The following is a 19,225-nucleotide window of genomic DNA, read 5'->3' on the forward strand; positions in this document are numbered from 1 at the left end:
AGGGTTCGAATCCCTATTCCTCCGCCATCAGAATTAAGAAATCCCTAAGTCACACGGCTTAGGGATTTTTACTTTGTATTACGTTATTTGGTCAATCCATTCACTAGTGAAATAACAGTCTGAATATCGCTATCAAACAATTTTCCTTCTTTCACAAATTTTACTTTTCCCGTTTTGTCTAACACGATAATTGCACTATCTTTAGAATTTAATCCCCAAGCATTTTTTACCGCACTTTTATCATCTAACACAACTTGGCTATGTGGATTTTCCTGTTTGCCTTTTTGCGCACTATTTTTTACAAACATACCTGTACCAACAATCGCATCATCCGCATTAATAATAGTGGTTGTTTGGTATTTTACAGGATTAAAATGGGATGCTTTTATCGCATCAATCATCGACTGATTTTTCTCTTTTGCAGCCGTTCTACCCGCTAAATGATGAACAACACGCACTTTACCCGCTAATTCCGCAGAACCCCAAGGTTGAAACGCAGTATCTTTTCCTGAAAGCACAATTTCACCATACTCCGTTACTTGCACTGCTGGTAAAGATTGCTCTAATTGCAAATTGTGTGCCCAAGTCGAACTACTAAACATTACGCCACAAACTAAGGCAAGAATTTGTTTTTTCATACATTTTCCTCAAAAATTTATCAAAAACTTTCACGCTTTGGCGAAAGACATCTTTTTGCTATACTCGCGCGTCTATTATATGTAATCAAGAAGGAAAACCCAATGGATCAAATGCCTAATTGCCCAAAATGTCAAAGTGAATACGTTTACCACGATTCAATTAATTTTGTTTGCCCTGATTGCGGTAATGAATGGGACAATAATGAAATTCAAGAATCAAATGACGATCAACTAATCGTAAAAGACAGCAATGGGAATTTGCTTGCAGATGGCGACAATGTACTTTTGATTAAAGATTTAAAATTAAAAGGTTCATCAGAAGTATTGAAAAAAGGTACAAAATTCAAAAACATCCGCTTAGTAAATGGCGATCATAATGTCGATTGCGGCAAAATCATGTTGAAATCTGAGTTTTTGAAAAAGGCTTAATCGAAAAAACGCGGTCTAAATAGACCGCACTTTGCACTTTAAAGAAATAAATTTATTTAATAATATCAATCACTTCTCTGACTAATCGTCCAATTTCATCCCAATTTTTGGATTGAATCAATTTTTTCTCCACAAACCAAGAGCCTCCACAAGCAACAATATTAGGAATAGCAAGATAATCCCTTATGTTATGAAGCCCTATACCACCAGTCGGCATTATCTGTAATTGAGCATAAGGACCGAGCAATGCTTTAATCATTTTCACTCCGCCTGAAGCCTCTGCAGGGAAAAATTTTACCGCCGAAATTCCCATTTCTAATGCAGTTTCAATTGCCATAGGATTATTCACCCCTGGCGTTATTGGAAAATTTAAATCTTGACATAATTTCACAATTTTTGGATTTAACCCAGGAGTAACCACAAAATCTGCTCCGCTACTTTTAGCTAAAACTACTTGTTCCGCAGTTAAAACTGTGCCCGCAGCAATTAAAAAGTCAGGTCTATTTGCACGCAACAAACGGATCGCATCTGCCGCTGCTTCAGAGCGAAAAGTAATCTCTGCCACAGATAAACAATTTTTAGCCAACGTATCTGCTAGCGGCAAAATATCGTCTGCATTATCCAACGCAATTACAGGCACAATTTTGAGTTCACGAAGTTTTTCAATAATTTGTTGAGTTGTGTATGACATTTTAATTTGCTCCTATTAGACTCCACTATACGCAGAAAAACCACCATCAACAGGTAAAACCACGCCATTGACAAAAGCAGAATAATTTTCATCTATTAAGAAAAGTAATGCACCGAGCAATTCTTCTGACTCACCAAAACGTCCCATTGGTGTGTTAGTGAGGATTTTATTTGCTCTATCTGTTGGTTTTCCTTCAGTATCAAATAATAAAGCGCGGTTTTGATTACTAACTAAAAATCCTGGTGCGATAGCATTACAACGAATACCAACTTTTGAGAAATATACAGCAAGCCATTGAGTAAAATTACTGATTGCAGCTTTTGCACCAGAGTAAGCAGGAATCTTTGTGAGTGGCGTAAAGGCATTCATACTGGAAATATTAATAATATTTGCCCCTTGTTTACCAAGCATATCTTTTGCAAAAACTTGGGTTGGTAATAATGAACCTAAGTAATTGAGATTAAATACAAATTCTATACCAAATTTATCTAAATCAAAGAATGTTCTTGTCGTTTCATTTAAATCAAATTGATGGAACTCATTATCTGTTGTCGCTTTTGGATTATTCCCACCAGCACCATTAATTAAAATATCACAAGTGCCAAAATCAATAGCTATTTGATCACGCACTTCTTTAATATTTTCAAGTTCTAACACATTAGTTTTATAAGCTTTTGCTTTTCCACCTGATTGGTTAATTTCCTTTGCTACTTTGTCTGCTGCCTCGAAATTCAAATCTAACAGGGCAATATTAGCTTTAGTATACGCTAACTGCTTAGCTAGAAATGAACATAACACTCCGCCAGCCCCCGTAATTATAATTAGTTTATTTTCTAAGTTATGGTTTGCTGCAATATTCATAGTAAACTCCATTAATTAAATTCAGATTGAAGATGAGAAGTTGCGACTTTATCTATGATCGCACCTTTATGTTGAATGACGATGCCAGCAATACGATTACCTTGCTGACAACAAATTTCTAAAGGCTTATTTCGTAAATAACCATTCAGAAATCCAGCATTAAAAGAATCACCAGCAGAGGTTGTATCCACCACATTTAAAATAGGTTCAGGCATCACTTGCCCATATTGAGATAAATACCTATCTGAAAAAATAGCACCATTCTTACCGCACTTCACAATCACTTTTGGTATACCAATTTTATGTAATCGCTCTAAAGTATCCCTAGATGTTTTATCTTTCCATAATGCTTGTTCATCATCAAAAGTCACCAAAGCTATATTGACACTAGGTAAAAGCTGCAAATAACAATCTTGTGCTTCTTCTAATGAACCCCAAAGTTTAGGGCGATAATTACTATCAAAAACAATTTCTACGCCTTTTTTAGCTAAAGAAGATAATTGTTCAATTAAAAAAGTGCGGTCATTTTTCGATAAGATTGCTAATGAAATACCACTTAAATAAATCAAATCAACTTGCTGAAGTTCTGCAATAATCTTAGCAAAATCAGGATGTTGAACCATATAACGTGCTGCAGATTGATTACGCCAATAAAGGAACGTGCGTTCGCCTTGAGCATCTAATTGGATTAGATAAAGACCTGGTTGATGCTGTTCATCCTGTAAAACACAATTTATTTGGATGCCATCTTCTTGCCAATATTTAAGCATTTGCTTGCTTAAATTATCGGTTCCTAATGCAGAGACATAATGAACTTGAATCTCTTTTGATGAACTTACTCGGCTAAGATAAGTGGCAGAATTTAAGGTATCTCCACCATAACTTTGCCACATTTCCGCAAAGGGTTTCCCATTGAGTTCAATCATACACTCGCCGATAAATGCTATTTTTTTCATGATGCAACTTCCTAATAAATCAAGATAACCAATTCATTGGAACAATTACAATTTCAGGAAAAAATACGATCAACATCATAATAATTGCGTACACAAATAAGAATGGAGCAATTCCTTTGGATAATGCTCCTATCCCTAATTTTGATATCCCTGAGCCTACATACAAAACTGTTCCCACAGGCGGTGTTATTAATCCTATAGATAAATTAATCACCATCATGATTCCAAAATACGCAATATCAATATTATATGCTCTTAACACTGGTAATAAGACTGGAACAAAAATTAATACCGCAGGAATTAAATCCATTACACATCCAACAAGTAATAAAAATAGCATTATAATAAACATTAAAATTGTCGGACTATCAGTTAATCCTTTAATCGTTTGGACTAATTCTGTTGGAATTTGAGCAACTGTAATCGCAAAAGCAGATATCATTGCTGATGCAGCAACAAACATTACCATTGATGTTGTTTTGATGGTGCCAATGAAGACGTCTTTTAATTTAGAAAATGTTAAGCCTTTATAAGCAATACTTACTATGCCAGCATAAATTGCAGCAACAACTCCCGCTTCTGTTGGAGTAAAAATCCCTCCTCTTAATCCCACAATAATAATGATAGGTAATAATAAAGGCCAAAATGCTTTTTTAAAAGCAACCCATCTTTCTTTGCCAGTTTGTTTTCTTTCTAGACTTGTATCATTATTTCTATACAAAATTTTCCAAGTAACCCATAATCCAACGACCATTAATAAGCCTGGTACAGTTCCCCCCATAAATAATTTAGTGATGGATGCTCCAGCAGTAATACCGTAAATGATCATAGGAATGCTTGGAGGAATAACAACTGAAATAATACCTGCAGCACAAATTAATCCTGTGGAACGAGCACCATCATATTTTTTAGAAATCATCATAGGAATTAGTATTGCACCTAACGCGGCCGTATCCGCTACCGCAGAACCAGATAACCCTGCAAATATCAACCCAGAAATGATCGCAACATAACCTAAACCACCTTTAATATGACCAACCATACTTGTTGCAAAATTAATGATTCGCTCAGAAATTCCACCATGCTTCATTATTTCTCCAGTAAGCATAAAGAAAGGAATAGCCATCAAAGGAAAATTATTCGTTCCCATCACAAAGTTTTCTGTAATTAATTGCGTATCAAACATATCAAGATGATATAGCATAATACTCGCACTCAACAGCATTGATAGTGCTACAGGTACACCAAGAAATAACAATAAGAATAAACTACACAAAAATAATAGTAACATTATAAGCTCCTATTTATCAGAGGATTCTTTATAGTCTTTAATCATGCTAAACATGACAATAAAAAAGTAAGATACGGCAGATATAACAGCAGCTAAATATAAAAAAGATGAAGATATACCTGTAGCTGGCATTTGTTGAGTATAGGTCAAAGACATCAGTTGTAATGCACCATAAGCTATAAAAATCATTGCAATCAGAACGCATATATTTGCAACTATTAAGACTATTTTTCTATACTGCTCAGGTAACGCAGAAATAATAATATCAACAGTAAGATGAGCTTTATCCTTGGCAACAAGGATAATCCCAAAGAAAATCATATATACAAAACAAATCCTAGAAAACTCTTCAGAAAATGCAATTCCAGAATCAAAGAAGTACCTCAAGACAGAATTAAAAAACACGAGAGAAATCATAATAACTAATGCTAAGATAGAAAGATATTCTAATGATTTGTCTAAATACTTTGCTATTTTCATAAAACAAGCTCCTTCTTTATCCCCCATGAGCAATTTATAAAATTGAACATAGGGGATCTTATTAATTATTTAGCTTCGTTAATTTTTTGGACTACATCCTTAGCCCAATCATATTTTTTATAAAAACTATCATAAAGCACCTTAGATGCATTCACCATGTCATTTTTAAATGCTTCACTTGGTACGATAATTTCATTTCCATGTTTAGCTAGATAATCTTTAACTTCTAATTCTGTTTTAATTGCTAATTCCCACTCTTTCTCTTGATACAATTTAGCTGCTTTTTCAAAAATAATTTGATCTTCTTTTGGAATTTTATTCCAAGTTTTTAAGCTAATTTGTAATAATCCTGGAGAGAAAATATGGTTACTTTGGATAATATATTTTTGTACTTCATATAACCCAGAGTCTTTAATTAACATATACGGATTTTCTTGACCATCAATTACCTTTTGTTCTAATGCAGTAAAAACTTCACTGAGCGGCATGCTTTGTGGATTTATATTCATTGCTTTAGCCCAATCAACAAAAAGTGAATTCAGCGGAACTCTTAAACGTAAACCTTTAAAATCGTCAAATTTCTCTAATTTTTTATTAGATGAAATAACACGAAATCCATTCATACCATAGGCAAGTAATTTAATTCCATACTTCTCCATTTTTTGACCAATTTTATTTGCGATTGGAGATTCCAATACTTTTTTAGCCTCTTGATTATCCTTAAATAAATAAGGCCATTCCCAAACTCCAAAAATAGGATCTACATTTTGCAATAATAAACCTGTAATACCTGCTTCTATAGTGCCATTACGTAATCCATTTACAATTTGATCTTCACCGCCAAGTTGATTATTAGGATAAAGTCTAATCTCATATCTATGATTTGTTTCATTTTCAATTGTTTTCTTAAAATATTCCTGTAATGCAATATGTGATGGATGTATATCAGAATTATAATGTCCTAACTTAATAATTGTTTTTCCAAATGCACTGCTACTAAACAATATACTTGAAGCAAGTAATAATTTACCTAAGCTTTTAATTGACTTCATAACTTTCTCCTTATTGATTATGTTTTTTAGAAAACTGCATTAATTTTTAAATAATTTTCTGGATGATCAGATAAATCAGAAATAAAACTAGGAATTTCTTCAAATTTGATACACTTAGTAATGATATGAGATGCATTAATTTTATTAGTAGCAAGCATATCCAATGCCTCCTCAAATTCCCCCTTGCTTGTTCTAGAACCATAAATATTCAATTCTTTAAAGGTAATTAAATTTGTTGGTAATGGAGTTTCTGTTTTTGGCCATCCTGTTAAAGCAATTCTTCCTGCAAAGGAGGTATAATGCAGAGTATTTTTGATAGAAATATTAGCACCAGATGCCTCCATAACAACTTCTGCCATACGACCACTTGTAATTTCCTTAATTCTTTTAATGTCATCCTCCTTATGCGGATTTACAATATGTTCAATTCCCAAGGATTTTGCATACTCAAGACGTTGTTCTAATATATCAACTAAAATTGGGATTGCTCCATATTGAACCGCTGCTAATGCTGCCATTAATCCAATTGCACCAGCTCCAATAATTACTATGTGTTCCCCTGATTTTAAAGTTGTTCTATGTAAAGCATGTAAAGCTATTGTTAAAGGTTCAGCTAAAGGTAATTGATGAATCGGTAGGTTATCTGGGACTTTAGTTAAAAGATGAGCGGGATGTCTAATTACCTCTTGCATACCTCCATCAATATGAACACCAATTACCTTTAATGATTCACAACAATTGGTTCTACCAATTGAACAAGGATAGCATTGACCACAAAAAACATAAGGATCAACAATTACTCGGTCTCCAACCCTCACCCTATCCGGCATACCAATTCCACTTTCAATTACTCTCCCTACAATTTCATGCCCAAGTATTCTTGGATAAGTTACTAATGGATTAGTTCCTCTATATGCACCAATATCAGAACCACAAATCCCCATTGATTCTACCTGAATAAGTACATCATTATCACTTTTCTCGGGATAAGGCACTTCTTTAACAACTACATTGTTTGGTTTTTCTAAGCATATTGCTTTGATTCGCTCCTTCATTTTTAGACTCCTTATATGCCATTGACAGAATAAAATTACTTGTTATGTTTAACTATGATATGATTATGAAACATAAAAACTCTTTTTGGAATACCAAATATCTATTTTTGTGAGCCGTATCACAAAAATAAAAAATTGGAATACCAATTTAAGGAAAAATATGGAAAATATAGTAAATAGAACATATACCCGAATCGGTCAATTGCTAAAACAAGATATTTCTCAAGGAATTTATAGCATTGGAGACAAACTCCCTACAGAACGAGAAATTTCTGAAAAATTTGGTGTAAGTAGAACTATTGTTAGAGAAGCAATGGTTATGTTAGAAGTAGAAAAATTAGTAGAGGTAAAAAAAGGGTCAGGCGTTTATGTAGTAAGAACCCCCGAATCAATACATATGGAACATTCAGATTTACCAGATGTAGGTCCATTTGAACTTTTACAAGCTAGACAACTATTAGAAAGTAGTATTGCTGAATTCGCAGCGTTACAAGCGACTAAAAAAGATATTTTAAATTTAAAACAAATACTGAATCGAGAGAAAGAATTACTTACTCAGAATCAAGATGACTATAGTGCAGACAAAGATTTTCATTTGGCACTTGCAGAAATTACACAAAATGATGTGTTAGTCAAATTACAAGAACAATTGTGGCAATATCGCTTTAATAGTGCGATGTGGGCACAATTACATTCTCGTATTTTACAAAATGATTATCATCATTTATGGATAGAAGATCATCAAACAATTTTATCTGCTATTCAAAAGAAAAATGCTAATGAAGCTAGAAAAGCTATGTGGCAACACTTAGAAAATGTAAAAGTAAAATTATTTGAATTATCTGATGTAGAAGATCCACATTTTGATGGATACCTATTCAATACAAATCCAGTTGTTGTAGGTATCTAAATACTTGTAATAACATAGGAGTTAAAAATGGAACAAGCATGGCGTTGGTATGGACCAAAAGATCCTGTTTCTTTATCTGATATTCGTCAAGCAGGCGCAACTGGTATAGTCACTGCACTTCACCATATTCCTAACGGTGAAGTGTGGAGTATCGAAGAAATTAAAAAACGCAAAACTGAAATAGAGAATGCTGGTTTAATCTGGTCAGTAGTGGAAAGTGTACCAGTTCATGAAGAGATTAAAACTCAGACTGGAAATTATCAAAAATGGATTAATAACTATAAACAAACTCTTCGCAATCTTGCTCAATGCGGAATTGACACTGTTTGTTACAATTTTATGCCTGTTTTAGACTGGACTCGTACTGATCTCGCTTATGAATTACCAGATGGTTCTAAAGCATTGCGCTTTGATCATATCGCTTTCGCAGCATTTGAACTTCATATTTTAAAACGTCCTGATGCAGAAAAAGCCTATAATCAAGAAGAACAAGTTGCAGCAAGAACCTATTATGACAAGATGTCAGAGCAAGATATAACGCAATTAACGCGTAATATTATTGCGGGCTTACCCGGTGCAGAAGAAGGTTATACTCTTGATGAATTTCAAACTCAATTAGATCGCTATAAAGATATTTCACCCGAAAAATTCCGTACGCATTTGGCTTATTTTTTAAATGAGATCGTACCTGTTGCCCAAGAAGTAGGAATCAAAATGGCGATTCATCCAGATGATCCTCCACGCCCAATCTTAGGCTTACCGCGCATAGTTTCAACTATTGAAGATATGCAATGGTTTGTAGAAACTCAACCATTACCAGCAAATGGTTTTACAATGTGTACGGGTTCTTATGGCGTACGCTCCGATAATGATCTCGTAAAAATGACAGAACAATTTGCAGATCGTATTTACTTCGCACATTTACGTTCTACTCAACGTGAAGATAATCCACTAACCTTCCATGAAGCAGCTCATCTAGAAGGAGACGTAGATATGTTTAATGTGGTAAAAGCCTTATTAAATGAAGAATATCGTCGATTAAATCAAGGAGAAACGCGTTTAATCCCAATGCGCCCAGATCATGGGCATCAAATGTTGGATGACTTACGTAAAAAAACCAACCCTGGCTACTCTGCCATTGGTCGGTTAAAAGGTCTAGCTGAATTTCGCGGTTTAGAGATGGCACTAAAAAAAGTGTATTTCAATAAGTAAAAGAAAAAGTGCGGTCATAAAAAACATTATTTTTATCGACCGCACTTCCAATTTATTTTATCAATCTTCTCATTCGAATATTGATCATTTCGACCACAACAGAGAATCCCATTGCAAAATAGATGTAACCTTTCGGGATGTGAATATCTAAACTTTCTGCAATTAAACTAATTCCAACTAAAACCAAGAAGGCTAAAGCTAGAATTTTCAAGGTTGGATGCGTATCTACGAAAGCGCCGATTGGTTTTGCTGCAAACATCATCACGCCAACGGCAATAATAATCGCCAAAATCATCACAGGAAGGTGGCTTGCCATACCTACTGCTGTAATCACAGAATCTAAAGAAAAAACAATATCTAGCACTGCAATTTGAATTAATACGCCAAAATAACTCACTTTGTTTTTGCTTTCAGAATTATGGTGTTCTTGATGATTTATTGCCTCTTTAATTTCCCCAAAGCTTTTTATAATCAGGAATAAACCACCGATTAATAAAATCAAATCACGCCCAGAAATTTCTTGATTAAACACAGTAAATAACGGTGCAGTAAGTTTCATTATCCACGCTAGTGACATTAAAAGTAAAATTCTTGTTAGCATTGCCAAAGCAAGCCCAAGAATACGACCAGACTGGCGTTGGCGTTCAGGTAAACGTCCAACTAGGATGTTAATAAAAATAATATTGTCGATTCCTAAAACGATCTCTAAAGCCGCAAGTGTCGCAAGTGATATCCACGCTTCAGGATCTGCAATCCATTCAAACATAATTTTTCCTATAATTGAGTTAAATAAATCCGAAAATACAGATCATAATGGCTTTATGACGAAAAGCAATCGTTATTTATATTTGAGAAATGATTGATTAGTCGTTTTTAAGCGTTTCAAAAATCCTTTCAGCAAGTTTAGGGGAAATGCCCGGTACAGAGGCTATTTCATCTAAGGTCGCCTTTTTCACACCTTGTAAACCACCAAGATATTTCAGTAAAGCCTGACGACGTTTAGCTCCCACACCTTCAATGGTTTCTAAACCACTTTGTGTAAAGGCTTTTTGACGTTTTTTACGGTGTCCGCTTATTGCGTGATTATGGCTTTCATCACGGATGTGTTGAATCAAATGCAATGCCAAACTATCATCAGGCAAATGAATTTCGCGGTCTTGTTTGCTGATGATCAGTACTTCCTGTCCTGCTCGACGATCCACACCTTTTGCCACGCCAATTAAGTGCGGTCTATTTTTATCCCATTTTACTTGAAGATGTTGGAACACGTTCAATGCTCGATTTAACTGCCCTTTTCCACCATCAATAAAAATAATATCGGGAATTTTATCTTCTTCTAAATCACGCTCATAACGTTTCTGCAACGCTTGTTCCATCGCAGCATAATCATCTCCGCCAGTAATGCCTTCAATATTAAAACGACGATAATCAGATTTCAGTGGACCTTCTTTATTAAAAACAACACAAGATGCGACTGTTTGATTTCCCATTGTATGGCTTATATCAAAACATTCCATACGCTTAATTTCAGGAAGATTTAACAGCTCACACAACGCTTGATAACGCTCTGACATTCGTGAAGATTGTTTAAGTTGTACATTTAAAGCCGCTTTAGCATTAACTTGTGCGAGCTGTAAGTATTTACTTTTATCGCCTTTTACGCTTTCTTGAATCGTCACTTTTCTGCCAGCTTGCTCCGTAAGAAGTTGCTCAAGCTCTGATTTTTCAGATAATTGACGATCGACAATAATACTATTCGGAATACTTCGTCCTTGATGACCTTGTAAATAAAATTGCCCCACAAAAGTTTCGGTAAGTTCCGATAAATCCGTATTGGCGGGGACTTTTGGGAAATAACTGCGATTGCCTAGCACTTTTCCTTGACGAATAAACATCACCTGTACACAGGCTAACCCGTGTTGGTAAGCGATAGACATAATATCCATATCATCTAAACGCTCATTGGATACAAATTGTCTTTCTATAACCGAACGCACAACCTGAATTTGATCGCGATAACGAGCAGCCTGTTCAAAATCTAAATTTCTGCTTGCCTGCTCCATTTTACCGATTAAATAATCTAACACCTGTTGATCTTTGCCTTGTAAAAATAAGCGGGCTAATTCAACTTGCTGATTATATTCTTCATCGGAAACATATCCCTGTACACAAGGCGCAGAACAACGCCCAATTTGATACTGCAAACAAGGACGAGAACGGTTGGAATAAACGGAATTTTCACATTGGCGAACAGGGAAAAGTTTTTGCAAAAGCGATAAAGTTTCACGCACAGCCCCTGCGTGAGGATAAGGCCCGAAATATTCGCCTGCAAATTTTTTAGAACCACGATAAGAAGTAATTCTTGGGTGGCGTTCTTTGGTTAATAAAATAAATGGATAGGATTTATCATCACGCAATAATACGTTATAGCGAGGCTGATAAAGCTTGATAAAATTATGCTCTAGCAGTAAAGCTTCCGTTTCAGATGAAGTTAGCATGGTGTCAATATGATGAATTGATGCTACCAACGCCTCTGTTTTTTTACTACTCAGATTTTTACGAAAATAGCTTGAAAGACGTTTTTTTAGATCCTTTGCTTTCCCAACATAAATAACCTGATCTTTATCGTCATACATACGATAAACACCAGGTTCGTGAGAGACATCCGCTAAGAACTTTTTAGCATCAAACATTTTAATTCGCCGCTAAAATTGCCCGCACTTTTTCCAAATCTTCAGCAGTATCCACCCCCACTGCAGGCACTTCTTTCGCAAGCTCTACGTGAATGCGTTCGCCGTTATATAACACACGAAGCTGCTCAAGTTTTTCTAGATTTTCAAGTTGAGTCGGAGCCCATTGCACATATTGTTTTATGAACCCCGCACGATATGCGTAAATGCCAATATGACGTAAGTAAGCGTCCGCAAGCTGTACTTTCTGAACATCCTGTAAATTCATAAACTGATCACGATCGTAAGGAATAACCGAACGGGAAAAATATAGCACATAGCCGTCTTTATCCGTCAAAACTTTCACTGCATTTGGATTGAATAATTCCTCAGCATCATGAATTTTTACCGCAAGACTTGCCATATTGACATTAAATTTTGCTAAATTATCTGCCACTTGTCGCACGATAACGGGAGGAATCAAAGGCTCATCGCCTTGAATATTGACAATGATTTCATTGTCAGGAATCGCTAATTTTTCTACAACTTCCGCTAAACGTTCTGTACCAGAATTATGATTAACCGAAGTCATGCACACTTCCGCGCCAAAATTTTTGGCAACATCAGCCACATTTTCATTATCGGTGGCAATAATCACTCGGTTCGCCCCAGACTGCAGCGCTTTCTCAAATACATGTTGAATCATTGGCTTACCTGCAATATCGGCAAGCGGTTTTCCAGGTAAACGACTTGATGCAAAACGAGCGGGGATAATAACGGTAAATGACATAATTTATTCCTTATTCTTTAATATTTCAGCTTTCTCGGTAAGCAATCAAAACAACTGGAGATAAATCCTTTCAGCCATTTCTATATTGCGCCACAAGTTTGTCTATTTTGCTCCAAAAGTGCGGTAAATTTTCACGTTGTTTTTCAGCCTCAATAATTTCTGCATCGACAGGGACATACCACCAATTATCTTTAGCAAAAGATTGGCATTTTACGGCATCTTTTTCCGTCATAAAGAGCGGTTGATTTTCAGAAAGTTTTTCTAATTGAGACGCTTCAAAATGTTGATGATCTTGAAATGCTTGAGTTTGCTTTAACTGAATCCCTAACTTTTCTAACATACTAAAAAAACGCTGTGGATTGCCAATCCCTGCGATGGCAACACCAGATTGAAATTCATTTAATTGGCGTTTTTCATTGGTTTTTAAATTAATCGCGAAATGAGGCACAAGACGCATAACTGCATCTGAATACTGATTTTTTCCACCATTAGTGATCACAAAATCGACAGATTTTAATCGACTTGGTAATTCTCGCAATGGACCTGCTGGCAATACAAAACCATTTCCCAACGCACGCTCAGCGTCCATTACGACAATTTCCAAATCACGCTGTAATTGATAATGTTGTAAACCATCATCAGAAACAATAATATCGCACTCTGCTTGGCTTAAGAGTAATTCAATCGCTTGCTGGCGATTTGGGGAAATCACTACTGGCACATTGGTGCGTTTAGCAATCAATACAGGTTCATCACCACCTTCAATCGGATGCGTATTTTCAGTAACGCATAACGGATACGTTTTAGATTTACTGCCGTAACCACGAGAAATCACACCTACGCGAAAACCTCGTTTTTTTAATTCTTCCACAAGCCAAACAACCACAGGCGTTTTGCCATTTCCACCCACAGACAAATTTCCCACAATTATCACTGGTTTTGGTGCGCGATAAGAAGACTTCAGCCCCAAAGAGAATAAGGCGCGACGAAGTTGGCTAATCAACCAAAACAATAAAGAAAAAGGCGATAAGAGCCAAATAAGTTTGGAGTTGGAATACCAGAAGGGCATAGAAAATCCTTTCTAATAAGTGCGGATAAAATAACGCGAGTTTTTCAACTCGCGTTTTCGATAATCAATAAATTAGCCAGTAAACTGCATACTATGCAACTGTTTATAGGCACCATTTTGTTCAAGCAATGTTTTATGGTTGCCACGCTCACGAATTTCTCCGTGATCAATCACAAGAATTTCATCCGCATTTTCAATAGTAGATAATCGATGGGCAATCACAACAACCGTGCGATCTTTCTTTAATTCCTCTAATGCAGATTGGATTGCTCGTTCTGATTCCGTATCTAGTGCAGATGTAGCTTCATCTAAAATTAATACTGGCGAATTACGCAATAAAGCACGAGCAATCGCTAAACGCTGACGTTGCCCACCTGATAGGCTAGCGCCATTTTCGCCAATTACCGTATCAAAACCTTGCGGTAATTTTTCGATAAACTCTAAAGCATAAGCCGCTTTTGCTGCAGCGATAATTTCTTCGCGAGAATACTTATCTTGTGCTGCATAAGCAATATTATTCGCAATAGTATCGTTAAATAAATGGACTTGTTGAGAAACCACAGCGCAGTTTTCACGTAAATTAGATAAACGATAATCTTGGATATTTACGCCATCAAGTAAAATCTCGCCTTGCTCAATATCATAAAAACGTGTCACTAAATTAGCAATGGTTGATTTGCCCGATCCAGAACGTCCCACTAAAGCAACGGTTTTTCCTGCAGGCACGCTAAAAGAAATATTATTTAATGCAAGTTCCTCTTTTCCCTGATATGCAAAACTCACATTTTTAAATTCTAACTCGCCTTTAGCAGGTTCTGCTTTATAAGTGCCGTTATCTTTTTCTGGTTCTAAGTCTAAAATGGCAAATAAAGTTTGACAGGCTGCCATTCCACGTTGGAATTGAGAGTTTACATTCGTTAAGGATTTTAATGGGCGCATCATTGCCAACATAGATGAAAAAACTACCGTAAAAGAACCCGCACTTAGATTATCTTCCGCAATTAATGGCGTGGTAGCTAAAAACAATACAGCAACTAAAGCAAAAGAAGCAATAATCTGCACAACAGGGTCGGAAATGGAATCTGCAGTAACCATTTTCATACCTTTACGACGCATGTTGTTACTCACTTTATTAAAACGCTCTTCCTCGACAAACTGACCACCAAAAGAAATCACGACTTTATGTCCTTTCAGCATTTGCTCCGTCGTCGCCGTCAATTCCCCCATTGAATCTTGTAAATTTTTACTCAACTTACGGAAAATTTTTGAAACGATAGTGATCAATACTGCAATAATTGGCCCGATAACAAATAAAACAAGGGTTAATTCCCAGCTTGTATAAAACATCACTGCCAATAGCGAAATAATATATGCTCCTTCTCGCACAATGGTAATCAAAGATCCTGAAGAAGAACTTGCAATCATCTCAGAATCATAAGTGATACGAGAAAGTAATTTCCCCGTTGAATTTCTGTCAAAGAAACTCACTGGCATAAACATTAAATGTTTAAATAAGCGGCGACGCATTGTCATGACAACTTTGCCTGATACCCACGCCAAGCAATAATTAGAAATAAAGTTAGTCACGCCACGTAAAATAATCATTCCCACAACAACAAAAGCCATTATTTTCAAAAATGAATGGTTTGCCTTGCCAAAACCATCGTCCAACAAAGGTTTTAACAAGTAAATCAAGCCTGAATCAGCCAATGCATTAAAAACTAACGCAATACCTGAAGCAATAAGCCCCGCTTTAAAAGGTTTAATCATTGGCCACAAACGTTTAAAAGTTTGTAAGGTTGAAAAATCATTTTCTTGTAATTTTTGCTCTTGCATAATCGCTATCTAATAGTAAAAATTGCGTGCATTGTACCTTTTATTCCTTTGATAATCCAATTACACGCGCATACCAAGGGGAAAATTTTGTGCGAGCTTGCTGGATTTCTAATCGGTCTTGAAAAAAATTTACCCGCACTTGCCCCGAAACAGCGGTATTTTCTACCGCACTTTTATAGCGATGAAGCCTTTCCATAACCGAATAATGAGGGAATTTCCACGGATTCCAACGCCCACTAGAAATAATCGCTACATCTGGTCTAACCTGAGAAAGCAAGTATTCACTTGTTGATGTTTTACTCCCATGATGCCCCACTTGCAACACATCGATTTTGCCTAAAGCGCGGGCAAAAATTTGCTCATTTTTTGCTTCAGCGTCGCCAGTTAGCAAAACGCTATGCTTTCCATCATCGACTAAAATTACACAAGAATGGGGATTATCAGCTCGTGTCACAACGTTGTGAGGAGAAAGTATTTGAAAATGCAACCCTTGCCAATGCCAATCACGCCCAGCAGTACAAAAAGTGCGGTAATTTTCCCCATAATTTTTTTGCGAAGGGGTAATTAATTCCACATTGGGATACGCCTTTAAAATTGTTGAAGCACCACCTGCGTGATCGTTATCGTCGTGGCTTAAAATCAATTTTTCCAAAACAATCCCTTCTCTTTGTAAATAAGGCAAAATTTCCAACTCAGCCATACTTCCACCTCGCCAAGAAGAACCCGTATCATAAAGAATCCCTTTGCCATTTTTCACAATCAGCGTTGCCAAGCCCTGCCCCACATCTAAAGTATCTACCTGCCAAGTTGACTTACTAAATTGTTTAAACAACAAAATCGTAAAACACAGTAAGATAATGCCGAAAGAACATCGCAAAACGTTGATTCGTTCATTTTTTAGCAAAGGTTTACTGAGATTCAATGTAAAAAATCTTGGTCGTTTAATTTTCCAAGTTGATGATGAAACCTCTGGTTCTCGATAAATACGCCAAATAATTAACATAAAAATTCCTGCACAAAGTGCGGTTAAAACCAATGCTAAATTAAATGAAACATTAAACCAATTCCCTTGAAAAACAGAAATTAACCCAGTACTTCCTTCGGCTAACTTGTTTGCTAGTTGCCAAGAAAACATTGTGCCGTTAGTAAAAACGGCAAATAAAATTAATGGCACAAGCAAAAAACTATAAATTGGAACCGCCATAAGATTGGCTAAAAATCCACTCAGCGATAAGCCATTAAATAGAAAAAGTTGCAAAGGTGTAAAAAAAAGCAATAACCCAAATTGCAAATGAAATAAACTCAAAATCCACCGCACTTTTGGTGAAAAGGGGCGATTTTTCCATTGAAAAAGAGAAAAAGGCACATAACGATACCAGAGGATCAAACACCCAACTGCACCACAAGAAAGCCAAAAACTGACCGAAAGCGGCATTAATGGATCGCAGAAAAGCAAGAATCCGACAACCACCGTAAAAAGCTGAATGGGCGAATAATGTCGCCTCATTATTTGAATAAATAAAACGAAAACAAGTGCTGAAATGGCACGAAAAGTTGGCACGCTAAAACCAGCCAAATACGCATAAATTAAAGCAAATAAAACACCAAAAACTAAAGGAAAATAAGGATGAATAAAACGGGTGGGGAAAAATACTTGCACAACACGCACCAAGCAAAATCCAATTCCCATAGCCAACCCAATATGTAAGCCAGAAATAGCAATAAGATGTGCGGTATTGGTTTGTTGGTAAATTGACCAAGTGGTTTTATCTAACCAAGCCCGTTCGCCAAAAGCTAAGGCAATCAATAAACCTTGTAAGGACAACCCTTCTGTTTGTTTTTTCACTTGTTGCAATTTTTCTGCTCGCAATGATGAAACATCCGCAATTTTCACCGCACTTTTTACCGTTCCAACAGCCGTAATTCCTTTTGAAAAATACCATTGTTGCCGATCAAACCCACCAAAATTTAATCGTGCAGAAAGGGGACGTAAAGAAATTTCAGCTTGCCAAATTTCCGATAATTGAGGCACCTCTTTCGCTTTCCAATTTAAGAAAATTCGTTGTTCTTGCAAATTATTCGCCAATGTTGCTGTGGCGATAAGCGTTTGATAATCCTGTTGGTGCAAAATTTCTTGAATCTTAAAAGTTACCACTTGCTTTTGAGCGGTAATATTTTGAGCTTGTTGTAATAAACTCAAAGCCGAATAATGAAAATAGCCAAGAGAGGCAACAAAAAAAGCAAGGCTAACTAAGAAATTTCTACGCAAGAAAATAAAAAGAAAAATCAAAACAAGCGCAATAACGAAAGCAACTTGCCAAGGCAATAGCAACGGTTGCGGTAGAAATAACAACGTTAAATCCGCGACAATTAACAAGACAGCTAAAGTTATTAAGTTTAATTTCATTTTTATAAAAGATTAATTCCAGTCTCTCTAAGCCTAGGCTAGTTTTATTTAAATATGCAAACGGTTGCTTCAAATTTTGCGATCCATATCGTAAAAATAAATTTTTCAGGAAAATTTACTTGCTAAAACAAACAACTTCTGATATTTATACCGCCCGCAAAAGTTGGGTTCCTAAAAGAGCTGTCAGGAACAAACTAAAATAACAAGACAGGAAGTCGTGAAGTCCACGCTTAAATTCTGTATGTATTAGGAGTGAGAGATGTCAAGAGAATCATTGAGCTTGCTAGATTTAGCAGGCGTTAAGCCTTATCAAATGAAAAAAGATGAAGAATATATGAATGAAGAGCAAATTCTTCATTTCAGAAAGATTCTTAATGCTTGGCACGAGCAAATCGTGGAAGAAGCTTCTCGCACCGTTGCACATATGCAGGATGAAGTAACCAATTTCCCCGATCCTGCAGACCGAGCAACTCAAGAAGAGGAATTTAGTCTAGAATTACGTAATCGAGATCGCGAACGTAAACTAATGAAAAAAATCGAAGCAACCTTGAAGAAACTTGATACCGATGATTTTGGTTACTGCGATTGTTGTGGCGAGGAAATCGGTATCCGCCGTTTAGAAGCACGACCAACAGCAGATCTTTGCATTGATTGCAAAACTTTAGCTGAAATCCGCGAAAAACAAGTCGCTGGTTAATTCATTCTATTGAAAAATACAAAAGTGCGGTTAAAATTAGCCGCACTTTTTTGCATTTAAAAATGCAGGAAAATCCACTTGCCTTTTTCTTTACAGGAAAAGAGCCTGTCATTTATTTCCAACAACAAAACGGAGTAAATTATTCTTACTTATATCAAAAATTTGTTTGGCAAGAAGACAAA

At 36.1% G+C, this 19,225-nt stretch carries 18 protein-coding genes; 4 read left to right on the forward strand and 14 right to left on the reverse strand.

Translation table 11 applies throughout. The annotated features are described in order from the left end of the window. Positions 1-83: 83 nt before the first annotated feature. A complete protein-coding gene (locus HMPREF2813_RS07085) occupies positions 84-638 on the reverse strand; it encodes a YtfJ family protein (RefSeq protein ID WP_005687488.1) in 555 nt (184 codons plus the stop codon). Positions 639-740: 102 nt separating this feature from the next. Here HMPREF2813_RS07085 and HMPREF2813_RS07090 point away from each other — a divergent pair, with 102 nt between their 5' ends. Further along, positions 741-1,067, forward strand: coding sequence for a zinc ribbon domain-containing protein YjdM (locus HMPREF2813_RS07090; RefSeq protein ID WP_005663260.1), 327 nt, complete (start codon positions 741-743; stop codon positions 1,065-1,067). Between the two features lie 52 nt (positions 1,068-1,119). Here the strand turns inward: HMPREF2813_RS07090 and HMPREF2813_RS07095 are convergent, their stop codons facing one another. The 7 genes from HMPREF2813_RS07095 to HMPREF2813_RS07125 are packed head-to-tail and all read right to left on the reverse strand — an operon-like array spanning position 1,120 to position 7,453. Further along, positions 1,120-1,758 carry a bifunctional 4-hydroxy-2-oxoglutarate aldolase/2-dehydro-3-deoxy-phosphogluconate aldolase gene (locus HMPREF2813_RS07095; protein WP_005687490.1) on the reverse strand — a complete coding sequence of 213 codons (639 nt, stop codon included), beginning with the start codon at positions 1,756-1,758 and terminating at the stop codon, positions 1,120-1,122. A 15-nt stretch (positions 1,759-1,773) separates the two neighbouring features. Then, positions 1,774-2,619: an SDR family oxidoreductase gene (locus HMPREF2813_RS07100; protein WP_005687492.1), complete on the reverse strand. Its 846-nt coding sequence runs from the start codon at positions 2,617-2,619 to the stop codon at positions 1,774-1,776. An 11-nt stretch (positions 2,620-2,630) separates the two neighbouring features. After that, positions 2,631-3,575: a sugar kinase gene (locus HMPREF2813_RS07105; protein WP_014550617.1), complete on the reverse strand. Its 945-nt coding sequence runs from the start codon at positions 3,573-3,575 to the stop codon at positions 2,631-2,633. Positions 3,576-3,594: 19 nt separating this feature from the next. After that, a complete protein-coding gene (locus tag HMPREF2813_RS07110) occupies positions 3,595-4,866 on the reverse strand; it encodes a TRAP transporter large permease (protein ID WP_005668000.1) in 1,272 nt (423 codons plus the stop codon). Between the two features lie 9 nt (positions 4,867-4,875). Continuing rightward, positions 4,876-5,373, reverse strand: coding sequence for a TRAP transporter small permease (locus HMPREF2813_RS07115; protein WP_014550616.1), 498 nt, complete (start codon positions 5,371-5,373; stop codon positions 4,876-4,878). A 38-nt stretch (positions 5,374-5,411) separates the two neighbouring features. Then, positions 5,412-6,398 carry a DctP family TRAP transporter solute-binding subunit gene (locus HMPREF2813_RS07120; protein ID WP_005667998.1) on the reverse strand — a complete coding sequence of 329 codons (987 nt, stop codon included), beginning with the start codon at positions 6,396-6,398 and terminating at the stop codon, positions 5,412-5,414. 26 nt (positions 6,399-6,424) lie between these two features. Continuing rightward, the gene (locus HMPREF2813_RS07125) at positions 6,425-7,453 is read right to left on the reverse strand and encodes a zinc-binding dehydrogenase (protein WP_005667996.1); all 1,029 of its coding nucleotides are present in this window, start codon (positions 7,451-7,453) and stop codon (positions 6,425-6,427) included. Positions 7,454-7,613: 160 nt separating this feature from the next. Between HMPREF2813_RS07125 and HMPREF2813_RS07130 the strand changes: the two genes are divergently transcribed. Next, positions 7,614-8,363 carry a GntR family transcriptional regulator gene (locus HMPREF2813_RS07130; RefSeq protein WP_005687499.1) on the forward strand — a complete coding sequence of 250 codons (750 nt, stop codon included), beginning with the start codon at positions 7,614-7,616 and terminating at the stop codon, positions 8,361-8,363. A 27-nt stretch (positions 8,364-8,390) separates the two neighbouring features. Then, positions 8,391-9,575: a mannonate dehydratase gene (gene uxuA / locus HMPREF2813_RS07135; RefSeq protein WP_048946761.1), complete on the forward strand. Its 1,185-nt coding sequence runs from the start codon at positions 8,391-8,393 to the stop codon at positions 9,573-9,575. A gap of 52 nt (positions 9,576-9,627) precedes the next feature. Here the strand turns inward: uxuA and HMPREF2813_RS07140 are convergent, their stop codons facing one another. From HMPREF2813_RS07140 to HMPREF2813_RS07165, 6 genes are all read right to left on the reverse strand, one after another. Continuing rightward, on the reverse strand, positions 9,628-10,341 hold the full coding sequence (locus tag HMPREF2813_RS07140; protein WP_014550615.1) for a TerC family protein: 714 nt from the start codon (positions 10,339-10,341) through the stop codon (positions 9,628-9,630). A 97-nt stretch (positions 10,342-10,438) separates the two neighbouring features. Further along, positions 10,439-12,268, reverse strand: a complete 1,830-nt coding sequence (uvrC, locus tag HMPREF2813_RS07145) for an excinuclease ABC subunit UvrC (protein ID WP_014550614.1) — start codon at positions 12,266-12,268, stop codon at positions 10,439-10,441. A gap of 1 nt (position 12,269) precedes the next feature. Then, positions 12,270-13,034, reverse strand: a complete 765-nt coding sequence (gene kdsB / locus HMPREF2813_RS07150; protein ID WP_005663240.1) for a 3-deoxy-manno-octulosonate cytidylyltransferase — start codon at positions 13,032-13,034, stop codon at positions 12,270-12,272. A gap of 70 nt (positions 13,035-13,104) precedes the next feature. Continuing rightward, entirely contained in the window at positions 13,105-14,103 is a 999-nt protein-coding gene (gene lpxK / locus HMPREF2813_RS07155; protein ID WP_014550613.1) for a tetraacyldisaccharide 4'-kinase, read from the reverse strand. Between the two features lie 72 nt (positions 14,104-14,175). Then, the gene (gene msbA / locus HMPREF2813_RS07160) at positions 14,176-15,939 is read right to left on the reverse strand and encodes a lipid A ABC transporter ATP-binding protein/permease MsbA (RefSeq protein WP_014550612.1); all 1,764 of its coding nucleotides are present in this window, start codon (positions 15,937-15,939) and stop codon (positions 14,176-14,178) included. Between the two features lie 40 nt (positions 15,940-15,979). Then, on the reverse strand, positions 15,980-18,346 hold the full coding sequence (locus HMPREF2813_RS07165) for a DNA internalization-related competence protein ComEC/Rec2 (RefSeq protein WP_014550611.1): 2,367 nt from the start codon (positions 18,344-18,346) through the stop codon (positions 15,980-15,982). 259 nt (positions 18,347-18,605) lie between these two features. On the opposite strand from HMPREF2813_RS07165, the gene dksA reads away from it, so the two are divergent. Beyond that, a complete protein-coding gene (gene dksA, locus HMPREF2813_RS07170) occupies positions 18,606-19,043 on the forward strand; it encodes an RNA polymerase-binding protein DksA (RefSeq protein WP_005657744.1) in 438 nt (145 codons plus the stop codon). Positions 19,044-19,225 lie beyond the last annotated feature (182 nt).

This window comes from Haemophilus sp. HMSC066A11, from assembly GCF_001811665.1.
GTDB classification, from domain to species: Bacteria; Pseudomonadota; Gammaproteobacteria; order Enterobacterales; family Pasteurellaceae; genus Haemophilus; species Haemophilus influenzae.

What these genes read in the sequence shown, in the direction of transcription:
- HMPREF2813_RS07125 (WP_005667996.1), bottom strand. Translation starts at nt 7,453, where the DNA reads ATGAAGGAGCGAATCAAAGCAATATGCTTAGAAAAACCAAACAATGTA.
- uvrC (WP_014550614.1), bottom strand. Translation starts at nt 12,268, where the DNA reads ATGTTTGATGCTAAAAAGTTCTTAGCGGATGTCTCTCACGAACCTGGT.
- HMPREF2813_RS07095 (WP_005687490.1), bottom strand. Translation starts at nt 1,758, where the DNA reads ATGTCATACACAACTCAACAAATTATTGAAAAACTTCGTGAACTCAAA.
- HMPREF2813_RS07115 (WP_014550616.1), bottom strand. Translation starts at nt 5,373, where the DNA reads ATGGGGGATAAAGAAGGAGCTTGTTTTATGAAAATAGCAAAGTATTTA.
- HMPREF2813_RS07165 (WP_014550611.1), bottom strand. Translation starts at nt 18,346, where the DNA reads ATGAAATTAAACTTAATAACTTTAGCTGTCTTGTTAATTGTCGCGGAT.
- HMPREF2813_RS07100 (WP_005687492.1), bottom strand. Translation starts at nt 2,619, where the DNA reads ATGAATATTGCAGCAAACCATAACTTAGAAAATAAACTAATTATAATT.
- HMPREF2813_RS07085 (WP_005687488.1), bottom strand. Translation starts at nt 638, where the DNA reads ATGAAAAAACAAATTCTTGCCTTAGTTTGTGGCGTAATGTTTAGTAGT.
- dksA (WP_005657744.1), top strand. Translation starts at nt 18,606, where the DNA reads ATGTCAAGAGAATCATTGAGCTTGCTAGATTTAGCAGGCGTTAAGCCT.
- HMPREF2813_RS07090 (WP_005663260.1), top strand. Translation starts at nt 741, where the DNA reads ATGGATCAAATGCCTAATTGCCCAAAATGTCAAAGTGAATACGTTTAC.
- HMPREF2813_RS07130 (WP_005687499.1), top strand. Translation starts at nt 7,614, where the DNA reads ATGGAAAATATAGTAAATAGAACATATACCCGAATCGGTCAATTGCTA.
- HMPREF2813_RS07140 (WP_014550615.1), bottom strand. Translation starts at nt 10,341, where the DNA reads ATGTTTGAATGGATTGCAGATCCTGAAGCGTGGATATCACTTGCGACA.
- msbA (WP_014550612.1), bottom strand. Translation starts at nt 15,939, where the DNA reads ATGCAAGAGCAAAAATTACAAGAAAATGATTTTTCAACCTTACAAACT.
- HMPREF2813_RS07105 (WP_014550617.1), bottom strand. Translation starts at nt 3,575, where the DNA reads ATGAAAAAAATAGCATTTATCGGCGAGTGTATGATTGAACTCAATGGG.
- uxuA (WP_048946761.1), top strand. Translation starts at nt 8,391, where the DNA reads ATGGAACAAGCATGGCGTTGGTATGGACCAAAAGATCCTGTTTCTTTA.
- lpxK (WP_014550613.1), bottom strand. Translation starts at nt 14,103, where the DNA reads ATGCCCTTCTGGTATTCCAACTCCAAACTTATTTGGCTCTTATCGCCT.
- HMPREF2813_RS07120 (WP_005667998.1), bottom strand. Translation starts at nt 6,398, where the DNA reads ATGAAGTCAATTAAAAGCTTAGGTAAATTATTACTTGCTTCAAGTATA.
- kdsB (WP_005663240.1), bottom strand. Translation starts at nt 13,034, where the DNA reads ATGTCATTTACCGTTATTATCCCCGCTCGTTTTGCATCAAGTCGTTTA.
- HMPREF2813_RS07110 (WP_005668000.1), bottom strand. Translation starts at nt 4,866, where the DNA reads ATGTTACTATTATTTTTGTGTAGTTTATTCTTATTGTTATTTCTTGGT.